The sequence below is a fragment of the Cupriavidus sp. 05N40 genome (genome assembly GCF_056397305.1).
Genome location: NZ_JBFTND010000233.1, coordinates 1 through 10,761, shown reverse-complemented (window position 1 = coordinate 10,761; position 10,761 = coordinate 1). Strand labels below are relative to the sequence as shown.

Genomic DNA, 10,761 nt, shown 5'->3' with positions numbered 1-10,761 from the left:
GCCCCGGGCCGGTAGCGGACCTGCCGTGTCTCCGGTCCGCAAGAAAGCCGTCAAACCTGCTGCACAGGTCTGGCGGCTTTTTTGTTTGTACGCACAGGACACGATCGGCAACTTCGCGGCCCAGCGCGGCCGCACTCGTGCCCTGCGCCGTTTTCCAGCCGTCTTCTCCCCCTGAAAGGAAAGCCAAGCATGCCGCTGCCGACCATGCCCGCCAAGCCTGCTCAATTGCTTGACCCGAGTGAATTCGCCCCGGTGACCAAGCTGCCCAAGGCCAGATCAGCGACACAGGCCAAGAAACCTGTGCCGGCGCTGGAGCGCGTGGCCTTGCTGGAAACCGGAAACAGCACGGCGCAAGACGCCTCGGGCGTCGAGACCCGCATCGGCGGCACCACGCGAGCGCGCAACAAGGACGCGCCGACGCCGCTGACGCCCGTGCCGACCCTGGCCTCGGTGCCGAAGACCCCGGCCAAGACCGCCGCCGGCACCACCAGCCGCCGCGCACCCAAACACACTGGCCCGGCCAAGCTGTTCGTGCTGGACACCAACGTGCTGATGCACGACCCGACCTCGCTGTTCCRCTTCGAAGAGCATGACGTCTATCTGCCGATGATGACGCTCGAGGAGCTGGACAACCACAAGAAGGGCATGAGCGAAGTCGCGCGCAACGCGCGCACCGTCAGCCGTACCCTCGACGCGCTGGTGGGGGGCACCGACGGCGTGCTCGACGACGGCATGCCGCTGGCCAAGCTCGGCAACCGCGATGCGCAGGGCAAGCTGTTCCTGCAGACCAAGCTCAACGAGATCAAGCTGCCCGACGGCCTGCCGCAAGGCAAGGCCGACAACCAGATCCTGGGCGTGGTCAGCGCGCTGCAGCAGCAGTTTCCGGACCGCCAGGTCGTGCTGGTGTCGAAAGACATCAATATGCGCATCAAGGCCCGCGCCCTGGGGCTGCCCGCCGAGGACTACTTCAACGACCAGGTCCTCGAGGACAAGGACCTGCTCTACTCGGGCGTGATGATCCTGCCCAACGACTTCTGGGCCAAGCACGGCAAGGGCGTGGAGAGCTGGCAGGATCCGAAGTCCGGCGCGATGTTCTATCGCCTGACCGGACCGCTGGTGCCCTCGTTCCTGGTCAACCAGTTCGTCTACCTGGAGCCCAGCGACGGCAGCCTGCCGCTGTACGCCCAGGTCAAGGAGATCAACGGCAAGACCGCGCTGCTGCAGACGCTCAAGGACTACACGCACCACAAGAACAATGTGTGGAGCGTGACCGCGCGCAACCGCGAGCAGAACTTCGCGCTCAACCTGCTGATGCATCCGGAGATCGACTTCGTCACGCTGCTGGGCCAGGCCGGCACCGGCAAGACCCTGCTGGCGCTGGCGGCGGGCCTGGAGCAGGTGCTGGACCAGAAGCTCTACAACGAGATCATCGTCACCCGCGCCACCGTGCCGGTCGGCGAGGATATCGGCTTCCTGCCCGGCACCGAGGAAGAGAAGATGCAGCCCTGGATGGGCGCATTCGACGATAACCTCGAGGTGCTGCAGAAGAGCGACGACAGCGCCGGCGAATGGGGCCGCGCCGCCACCCAGGAACTGATCCGTTCGCGCATCAAGGTCAAGAGCATGAACTTCATGCGCGGCCGTACCTTCGTCAACAAGTTCGTCATCATCGACGAGGCGCAGAACCTGACGCCGAAGCAGATGAAGACGCTGGTGACGCGTGCGGGCCCGGGCACCAAGATCATCTGCCTGGGCAATATCGCGCAGATCGATACGCCCTACCTCACCGAAGGATCGTCCGGGCTCACCTACGTCGTCGACCGCTTCAAGGGATGGAGCCATAGCGGCCACGTCACGCTGGCGCGCGGCGAGCGCTCGCGCCTGGCGGACCATGCCGCGGATGTCCTGTAGGCGTTGCACCAAGCCGGCAAGCCCGCTTCCCGTGTAGGACCGCGCCCGGCAGCATTGTCTGCCGGCGTGGCCTAGCATCAAGGTAACCGGAGCGCCCGCCAAGTTCGGCACCCTGCGTGCCGGCGCCTGGCGGGCGCTTTTTCATCTTGGCTCTGGATCGACGGAGGCACTTGAATGGATACCCAGCATCCTCGCCTGGCGCATGCCAGGAACAAGGTCAGGGCGCGGCTTGCCCTGGCCGGCGGCCTTGCCCTTGCGGCACTTTCCCTGCCATGCGGCTCCGCCCTCGCCGCGGACGAAATGGTGATCCGCACCATGGGGCCGGTCAGCTATGTGTGCGGCGGCATTGCCGCGGACGAGCAGCAGCAGCTCGCCGCGCAGCAGAAGAATTTCAATATGGGCGTGCTCTTCACCCAGGGCGAACGCGGCGAATTCCTGGCCGACGTGGCCGTGCGCATGATGCGCGAAGGCCACGAAGTTGCCAGCTTCACGGCGGCCGGGCCGAAGTGCCTGATCAAGGCCCCGCAAGGCAGCTACAATATCGAAGCGACTTATAAGGGTCAGGCCAAGTCGGTCAATGTGAGCACCGGCACGTACAACGCGCAGTTGCGCTGGTAAGCGGTGCCACCGGACGGCTGCTTTCGCGGCTGTTGCGCGGYTGTCTGCGCGGTGCTTGGCGCCCGGCCCGCAATCGATCAGAACAAGAATGCCAACGCGCCAGACAGGCCAGACAGCCAAGTCACCCGAACCCGGGCCCGTATCATTACCGGCGCGCGTTGCCTGCCGGGCCCGCCTGCCCTTGCTGTGCGCAGCCGCGCTTGTGCTGGCCGCCTGCGCCTCCGCGCCGCCGACCCGCAACGCCGGCCAGACCCGCCCTGGCGGCACCCCCATGGTGGACCCCAGCGCCGGGCTCGAGGAAGTCTCCATCCAGGCCATGTCCCTGGTCGGCACGCCCTACCGCTATGGCGGCAACACGCCCGACTCCGGCTTCGACTGCAGCGGCCTGGTGCGCTACGTGGTGCTGCGCGCCGCCAACGTCAGCCTGCCGCGCACCACCGAGGCAATGGGCGAGCGCGGCGTGGCGCTGGATCGCGGCCAGGTAGCCTCGGGCGACCTGGTGTTCTTCAACACCACCGGCCGCGCCAACTCGCACGTCGGCATCTACGTCGGCCAGAACCGCTTCGTGCACGCGCCGTCCACCGGCGGCACCGTGCGCCTGGAGGACATGGGCAAATCCTATTGGGCGTCGCGCTACAACGGCGCCCGGCGCGTGGCCAGCGCGGCCGTCCCGCCACCGATGCCCGCGCGGCCTCAGCCGCAATTGCCGACGCCGGAGGCTCCTGCCGCCCCGCCGGCCSGGGACGACGACCCCATCGCCGCCTTCGCCAATCGCTAGGTTCGGCGTGCCGGGCATCCCGCGCCCAACAAAAAACCAGGCATGACGCCTGGTTTTTTTGGGGCAGTGCCGACAGCGGGATGTCGCCTCAGAGCACGTGCAAGCCGATCCACCATGCAATCGCCGCCATGAAGGCAGACGCAGGAATGGTCAGCACCCAGGCCCAGACGATATTGCCGGCCACGCCCCAGCGCACGGCCGAAGCCTTCTGCACCGAACCTACGCCGACGATGGCGCCGGTGATGGTGTGGGTGGTGGAGACCGGCACGCCCAGCGCCGAAGCGATGAACAGCGTGATCGCCCCGCCGGTCTCGGCGCAGAAGCCGCCCACCGGCTTGAGCTTGGTGATCTTCTGGCCCATGGTGCGCACGATGCGCCAGCCACCGAACATGGTGCCCATGCCGATCGCCACGTAGCAACTGACGATGACCCACACCGGCGGTTCGCCGCCGCCCTGCGCCACATGGCCGCTGGCGATCAGCAGCATCCAGATGATGCCGATGGTTTTCTGCGCATCGTTGCCGCCGTGGCCCAGGCTATAGAGCGAGGCCGAGATCAGCTGCAGCCGGCGGAACCAGCGGTCCACGCGGGAYGGCGGCGTGCGGAAGAAAGTCCAGGCCACGATCACCATCATCAGCGAACCGAGCACGAAGCCCAGCAGCGGGGAGATCACGATGAACGCAACGGTCTTCGCCAGGCCACCGCCCACCAGCGCGCTGGTGCCGCCCTTGGCCACCGCGGCGCCCACCAGCCCGCCGATCAGCGCGTGCGACGACGACGAGGGAATGCCGTAGTACCAGGTGATCAGGTTCCAGGCGATGGCGCCGACCAATGCGCCGAAGATGACGTGGTGGTCGACGATATGGACGTCGATGGTGCCCGTTCCCACCGTGGCCGCCACCTTGAGGTGGAAGATGAAGATGGCCACCACATTGCACATGGCGGCCATGGCCACGGCGTGGTGCGGCTTGAGCACGCCCGTCGATACCACCGTGGCGATCGAGTTGGCGGCATCGTGGAAGCCGTTCATGAAGTCGAACAGCAAGGCGAGGCCCACCAGCAAGGCGATCACCCACAAGCTCATTTGTATGGTCTGCATGCCGATTCGTGCCTCAGGCGTTTTCCAGGACGATGCCTTCGATGATGTTGGCGACGTCCTCGCACTTGTCGGTGATGGTTTCCAGTTGCTCGTAGATGGCCTTGAGCTTGATCAGCCGTTTCACGTCGGTCTCGTCGCGGAACAGCYTCGACATGGCCGAGCGCATCACGCGGTCCGCCTCGGACTCGAGCTGGTCGATCTGCTGCGCCGTCTTGAGGATGGCGCTGGCATTGCTCATGTCTTCGAGCAGCCCGACCGCGATCTTGACCTGGTCGCAGCACTGCACGCAGATCGAGGCCAGCTTGCGCGCTTCGTCGGTCAGGCTGGTCACGTCGTACAGCGAGATGGTCTCCGCCACGTCTTCCATCAGGTCGAGGATGTCGTCCATGGTGGTGATGAGCTTGTGGATCTCATCGCGGTCCAGCGGCGTGATGAAGGTCTTGTGCAGCAGGTCGATGGTGTCGTGCGTGATGCGGTCGGCCTTCTTTTCGGTGGCCTGGACGCGGCGCGCGTGTGCCTCGGCATTGGGCAGGTCGTTGACCAGCACTTCCAGCTCGCGGGCGGCGGTCACCGCGCAATCGGCATGCTGGTTGAAGTATTCGAAGAACTTGCCCTCCGTGGGCATGAATCGGCCGAACATGGGTTGTTCCTTGTCACGACGCGTTAGCGCCGCTGGTTGTTGCTGAGTGGGTTGCTGGATCAGCCAGTCGTGCATTGAATGACAGCCGCCTCGCGGCGGCTGTCATCAAAACGCAATATTTTACAGGCATGTGGGGCGAAGCCGCGCCTCTTTGATGTGCGGCGCCGGCGATCCGCCTTCCCGGCGGCGCCGGCTGCCCGGCAAGCCGCGCCGGGCCTGGGCTTCAGTTGTCGTTGTCGAAGAAGGCGGGGCCGCCGCTGAAGTTGTCGAACTTCGTGAACTGGCCCAGGAATGTCAGCCGCACGGTCCCGATCGGGCCGTTACGCTGCTTGCCGATGATGATTTCCGACGTGCCCTTGTCCTGCGAGTCCGGGTTGTAGACCTCGTCGCGGTAGATGAACAGGATCACGTCGGCATCCTGTTCGATAGCGCCGGATTCGCGCAAGTCGGACATCACCGGCCGCTTGTTGGGGCGCTGTTCCAGGCTTCGGTTCAACTGCGACAGCGCAATCACGGGGCAGTTGAGCTCCTTGGCCAGGCCCTTGAGCGAACGCGAGATTTCCGAGATCTCGGTGGCGCGGTTTTCACCGCCGCCCGAGCCCGACATCAGCTGCAGGTAGTCGATGATGATCAGGCCGAGCTGGCCGCACTGGCGCGCCAGCCGGCGTGACCGGGCGCGCAGCTCCATCGAGCTCAGCGCCGGGGTTTCGTCGATGAACAGCTGGGCATCGTTCATGCGCTGGATGGCATGCGTCAGGCGCGGCCAGTCTTCGTCGAGCAGGCGGCCGGTACGCAGGCGGTGCTGGTCCAGCCGGCCCACCGAGCCGAGCATACGCATGRCCAGCTGCGTGCCCGCCATTTCCATGGAGAACACCGCCACCGGCAGGCCCTGCTCCACCGCCACATGCTCGCCGATGTTCAGCGAGAACGCGGTCTTRCCCATSGAGGGSMGGCCYGCMACGATGATCARGTCGCCSGCCTGCATGCCGCTGGTCATGCGGTCCAGGTCGATAAAGCCGGTCGGTACGCCGGTCACATCGGTGCTGGAATCCCGGTGGTACAGCTCGTCGATGCGCTCCACCACCTGGGTCAGCAGCGGCTGGATCTCCTGGAAGCCCTTCTGCCCGCGCGAGCCTTCCTCGGCGATGGCGAAGACCTTGGATTCGGCCTCATCGAGCAGTTCCCGCACTTCGCGCCCCTTGGGCGCGAACGCGGCGGTGGCGATGTCGTCGGCCACGGTGACCAGCTTGCGCAGCACAGAGCGCTCGCGCACGATCTCCGCATAGCGGCGGATATTGGCTGCGCTGGGCGTGTTCTGCGCCAGCGAATTCAGGTAGGCCAGTCCGCCCACCTCCTCCGCCTTGCCGGCTCCCTGCAACACCTCGTAGACGGTGATGACGTCGGCAGGCTTGGTAGCAGCGATCAGCCGGGAGATGCTCTGGAAGATCATCCGGTGATCGAAGCGATAGAAGTCCGCTTCGGACAGGAAATCGGCGATACGGTCCCAGGCGGCGTTGTCCAGCAACAGGCCACCGAGTACCGATTGCTCGGCCTCGATGGAGTGTGGTGGAACCTTGAGATTATCTAGTTGGGGGTCTGCGACGGGCGCGTTCATGGGGAGGGATTATAACGGTGGCCGGGCCCCCGTCGCAGGAGAAATCGCGGCTGTCAGCCATCGTCCGCGATGAAGTGACGGCGGGACGACCAGCCTGTCGCAATGAAGCCCAAAGCAAAAAAGGCAGGAGCGCTTGGCCCCTGCCTTTTTTGTTGTTGCCAGCAATCGATGCCCGCCGCCAGCCCCTGAGCGGGGCCCGCGGTGGCATCGAATCCGGTCTTAGACGTGCTCGCCCAGGACGGCGATGGTCACATCGACCAGCACGTCCGTGTGCAGCGAAACGCTGACCGGATGATCGCCAACGACCTTCAGCGGGCCGTTCGGCAGGCGCACTTGCGCCTTCTCGATCTTGAAGCCTTGGCCTTCCAGGGCTTCGGCGATGTCGGCGTTGGTGACCGAACCGAACAGGCGGCCGTCCACACCCGACTTCTGGGTGATCTGCACGGTCAGGCCGTTCAGCTTTTCGCCTTCGGCTTGCGCAGCGGCCAGCTTCTCGGCGGCGGCCTTTTCCAGCTCGGCGCGCTTGACTTCGAACTCGCTGATGGCGGTCTGGGTCGCACGGCGGGCCTTCTTGTTCGGGATCAGGAAGTTACGGGCGTAGCCGTCCTTCACGCGAACGATGTCACCCAGGTTGCCCAGGTTGATGACTTTTTCCAGCAGAATGATTTGCATCGTGTTTTCTCCTTGACGGACCTAGGGCCGATCAGTTCTTGTGCAGGTCGGTGTAGGGCATCAGCGCGAGGAAACGCGCGCGCTTGATGGCCGTATCGAGCTGACGCTGATAGTGAGCCTTGGTACCGGTCAGGCGGGCCGGCGTGATCTTGCCGTTGTCGCCGATGAAATCCTTCAGGGTGTCCAGATCCTTGTAGTCGATCTGTTCCACGCCAGCCACGGTGAAGCGGCAGAAGCGCTTGCGCTTGAACAGCGGGTTCTGCTGTTGGAAGCGCTTCTTGTTCTTGTTGTCACGTTTGACGAATGCCATGATTCAATCCTTTTCGAATGCTTTACATCCAGTGATGTGAAAGACGAGAGCCTTGCTGTTGCGGTGCTTGCGAGCGAGGAATCCTTCGCAGTCGAGCATCGCGCCGAGCGGGGTACGCTCGAGCCGTTGCCCAACCTGGCCGATTCCCATGGCGGCGATGGCAAATTCCACCTGCCTGGGCGTTTGCGCCTCGACGGTCTGGCCCGCGTACTGCAAGATGCAGTTGACGACGGGGACGCCTGCCGGGGTGTAGCGCAAGGCATCGCGTTCGGCGAGGGTTGCGCAGAGCCTTAACTGGTTCAACGCTGCCTCCCTTCCCGATGCCTGTACCCATGCCCGCCCGCGCCGCCGCGACGCCTCACGTACTCAGCGTCTGCGGCAACCGCAACGGTCCGCACTTACGCGGCCGGGGCTTCGCTGGTCTGTTGCGCGGCCTTGCGGGCTTCTTCGCGCTGCACTTCCTTCATCATCGGGGACGGTGCGGTTTCGGCCTTCTTGGTCTGAACGATGAGGTGGCGCAGCACCGCGTCGTTGAACTTGAACGCGTGTTCGAGTTCAGCCAGGGTTTCCTTGCCGCATTCGATGTTCAGGCAAACGTAGTGAGCCTTGGCCAGCTTCTGGATCATGTAGGCCATCTGACGGCGGCCCCAGTCTTCCACGCGGTGGATCTGGCCTTCCTGCGACGTGACCAGCGTCTTGTAACGCTCGATCATGGCCGGAACTTGTTCACTCTGGTCCGGATGGACGATAAATACGATTTCGTAATGACGCATTGACGCTCCTTTTGGATAAGCCACCCGGGCGCCATGTCCGGTGCGGCAAGGTTGGATAGCCTTAAAGTATAGCGCGCTTTCGCCTTACTCGGCAAGTCGCTTCAACTCCCCGCGAACAGCGCCTGCAGCGCGACCGGATCGGACGCCAGCGCGGGAGTCCCCGCCAGGGCAAACAGCAGGAGCACGCGTGCCTTATAAGGATTCAGGTTGCCGGCCGCAACGAAAACACCGGACGCCGGCCGCGGCGCCACCGGAATCGCCACATGACCCGCACCGGTGCGCGAACTGCGCACGACCGCCACGCCGGCCGCGGCCGCCTCGGCCAATGCCTCGGCCAGCGACTGGTGGATCGAGCCGTTGCCCGCGGCCGCCACGACAAGACCGTTCACGCCCGCCCCGACCAGCGCGTCGACGACCACCCGGCCCGGCTCCGCATAGCTGGCGAGAATCTCCACCTTGGGCCAGGCCTGCGGCATCGGCATGGCCGCGGCCGGCAACCGCGCCGGGGCGCGCGTGAAGCCCACGAAGTCATCCTGCACATAACCGACCGGCCCGCCCGCTGGCGAAGCGAAGGCGTTCACTGCCGACGTGTGCGCCTTCACAACGTCGCGCGCGGCGTGGATCTCCTGGTTGATGACCAGCAGCACGCCCTTCCCCACCGCCTGCGCGTGGCTGGCCACACGCACGGCGTCGAGCAGGTTCAGCGGCCCGTCGGCCGACAACGAGGTCGAAGGCCGCATGGCCGCGGTCAGCACGATGGGCAGCCCGACGGGACAAGCGAGGTGCAACACCATCGCCGTCTCTTCGAGCGTGTCGGTGCCGTGCGTCACGACAATGCCGGCAACGTCGGGTTGCGCGGACCAGAAGCGGATGCGCTCGACCAGCCTCGACCAGAGCGCGAACGACATGTCCTTGCTATCTACCTGGGCGACCTGCTCGGCCTCGATGCGGGCCACACTGCCGAGCGCCGGCACCGCGCCAAGCAAGGACGCCACCGGCACCGTGGCCGCCTGGTATTTGGCGCTACTGGCCGGATTGGAGGAGGAACCTGCGATGGTGCCGCCGGTGGCGAGCACGACGACGCGACGCAATAGGGACATGGCGGGGGACGTGTTGGAATCCGGATTCAAAAGACACGAAATCAGCGATTTGCGTGCCGCGGATTGTAACTCGCTTACCGCCCCACACTTGCGACCAGCACAACCCGCCTGGCGTGCGACAAAGCGCCTGTCGATGAGCAGCCTCCCAAAATTCCGCTTGCACTTCACTCGATACTGTATAAAATCACAGCATACTGTTTAAACATACAGTGCTTTCACATACGGCGACCATGGCGACCCTGACACCGCGACAGCAGCAGATTTTCGACCTGATTCGCAGCACCCTCCAGCACACCGGCTTCCCGCCCACCCGTGCCGAGATCGCCGCCAAGTTCGGCTTCTCCTCGCCCAACGCCGCAGAAGAACATCTGCGCGCCCTGGCACGAAAAGGCGTGATCGAACTCACGCCTGGCGCGTCGCGCGGCATTCGCCTCAAGGTATGGCGCAGCGACTCGGAACTGCCCGACCAGTTCTCCCTCCCCATGGCCGGCGTGATGCAACTGACGCTGCCGCTGGTCGGGCGTGTCGCCGCAGGTAGCCCAATCCTTGCGGCCGAGCATATCGACCGCCAGTATCAGGTCGATGCCTCGGTATTCGAAGTCCAGCCCGACTACCTCCTTCGCGTCCGCGGCCTGAGCATGCGCGACGCCGGCATCCTCGACGGCGACCTACTCGCCGTCAAACGCGCCAGCGAAGCCGCCAACGGCAAGATCGTCGTAGCCCGCCTCGGCGACGACGTCACTGTCAAACGCCTCAACCGACGGGGCGACACCATCGAACTGATCGCAGAGAACCCCGACTTCGCCAGCATCATCGTTGAGCCCGGCCGCGAAGAGTTCTCGCTCGAAGGCATTGCCGTCGGCCTGATTCGTACCGGCGCCTTCTGACGATTCAACAAGTGCGGCTGGAGCGGGCCTGCCCCGCATCAAGCTGCACCCGTTTGTGCCAACGCCACCCGCGCCGCGGGTGCCGCCAACTGTTGTTGCAAATTACCAGGTGTAGCCATGCTGCCAGCCAACCGCTTCTCCGCCCGCCGCCCCGTCAAGCCCGTCCCGTTCCGCCAGTCCAAGGGCGTGCGTATCTATCAGGGCGCGCAACGCCGCACCATGGTCGGCAGCATGGCAGCCATCTGCCGCATGCTCGAACTGGAAGATCTCCCCAAGCTCTCCGCGTGAAATCGCGTTGCGTATCCCTCGATTCAACGGCGCCCTGGCATCACGAAAAAATTTGAGCGAAGTACTAGCC

The 10,761-nt window shown here is 64.9% G+C and carries 13 protein-coding genes; 5 read left to right on the top strand and 8 right to left on the bottom strand.

The genetic code is table 11. From position 1 onward, the window contains the following. The first annotated feature begins 189 nt into the window (after positions 1–189). The 3 genes from AC1DO7_RS35275 (at position 190) to AC1DO7_RS35265 (ending at position 3,307) form a co-directional block, all read left to right on the top strand. Positions 190–1,911 (top strand): PhoH family protein, encoded by a 1,722-nt coding sequence (locus AC1DO7_RS35275; RefSeq protein WP_477117176.1) that lies wholly within the window; start codon positions 190–192, stop codon positions 1,909–1,911. Between the two features lie 174 nt (positions 1,912–2,085). After that, positions 2,086–2,529, top strand: a complete 444-nt coding sequence (locus AC1DO7_RS35270; protein WP_441613340.1) for a hypothetical protein — start codon at positions 2,086–2,088, stop codon at positions 2,527–2,529. An 88-nt stretch (positions 2,530–2,617) separates the two neighbouring features. Continuing rightward, positions 2,618–3,307 carry a C40 family peptidase gene (locus AC1DO7_RS35265; RefSeq protein WP_477117175.1) on the top strand — a complete coding sequence of 230 codons (690 nt, stop codon included), beginning with the start codon at positions 2,618–2,620 and terminating at the stop codon, positions 3,305–3,307. A gap of 88 nt (positions 3,308–3,395) precedes the next feature. Here the strand turns inward: AC1DO7_RS35265 and AC1DO7_RS35260 are convergent, their stop codons facing one another. From AC1DO7_RS35260 to AC1DO7_RS35225, 8 genes are all read right to left on the bottom strand, one after another. Then, positions 3,396–4,406 (bottom strand): inorganic phosphate transporter, encoded by a 1,011-nt coding sequence (locus AC1DO7_RS35260; protein ID WP_441613338.1) that lies wholly within the window; start codon positions 4,404–4,406, stop codon positions 3,396–3,398. Positions 4,407–4,419: 13 nt separating this feature from the next. After that, positions 4,420–5,046 carry a DUF47 domain-containing protein gene (locus AC1DO7_RS35255; protein ID WP_477117174.1) on the bottom strand — a complete coding sequence of 209 codons (627 nt, stop codon included), beginning with the start codon at positions 5,044–5,046 and terminating at the stop codon, positions 4,420–4,422. 223 nt (positions 5,047–5,269) lie between these two features. Continuing rightward, entirely contained in the window at positions 5,270–6,661 is a 1,392-nt protein-coding gene (locus AC1DO7_RS35250; RefSeq protein ID WP_477117173.1) for a replicative DNA helicase, read from the bottom strand. A 219-nt stretch (positions 6,662–6,880) separates the two neighbouring features. After that, positions 6,881–7,333 (bottom strand): 50S ribosomal protein L9, encoded by a 453-nt coding sequence (gene rplI, locus AC1DO7_RS35245; protein WP_441613334.1) that lies wholly within the window; start codon positions 7,331–7,333, stop codon positions 6,881–6,883. A gap of 31 nt (positions 7,334–7,364) precedes the next feature. Next, a complete protein-coding gene (gene rpsR, locus AC1DO7_RS35240) occupies positions 7,365–7,643 on the bottom strand; it encodes a 30S ribosomal protein S18 (RefSeq protein WP_006163606.1) in 279 nt (92 codons plus the stop codon). A gap of 3 nt (positions 7,644–7,646) precedes the next feature. After that, positions 7,647–7,946: a primosomal replication protein N gene (gene priB / locus AC1DO7_RS35235; protein ID WP_441613333.1), complete on the bottom strand. Its 300-nt coding sequence runs from the start codon at positions 7,944–7,946 to the stop codon at positions 7,647–7,649. A gap of 95 nt (positions 7,947–8,041) precedes the next feature. Next, on the bottom strand, positions 8,042–8,416 hold the full coding sequence (rpsF, locus tag AC1DO7_RS35230) for a 30S ribosomal protein S6 (RefSeq protein ID WP_441613332.1): 375 nt from the start codon (positions 8,414–8,416) through the stop codon (positions 8,042–8,044). Positions 8,417–8,517: 101 nt separating this feature from the next. Next, the gene (locus AC1DO7_RS35225) at positions 8,518–9,516 is read right to left on the bottom strand and encodes an asparaginase (RefSeq protein WP_441613331.1); all 999 of its coding nucleotides are present in this window, start codon (positions 9,514–9,516) and stop codon (positions 8,518–8,520) included. A 230-nt stretch (positions 9,517–9,746) separates the two neighbouring features. Here AC1DO7_RS35225 and lexA point away from each other — a divergent pair, with 230 nt between their 5' ends. Both lexA and AC1DO7_RS35215 read left to right on the top strand, forming a co-directional pair. Next, a complete protein-coding gene (gene lexA / locus AC1DO7_RS35220; protein WP_441613330.1) occupies positions 9,747–10,403 on the top strand; it encodes a transcriptional repressor LexA in 657 nt (218 codons plus the stop codon). A 117-nt stretch (positions 10,404–10,520) separates the two neighbouring features. Continuing rightward, the gene (locus AC1DO7_RS35215; protein WP_441613328.1) at positions 10,521–10,691 is read left to right on the top strand and encodes a hypothetical protein; all 171 of its coding nucleotides are present in this window, start codon (positions 10,521–10,523) and stop codon (positions 10,689–10,691) included. Positions 10,692–10,761 lie beyond the last annotated feature (70 nt).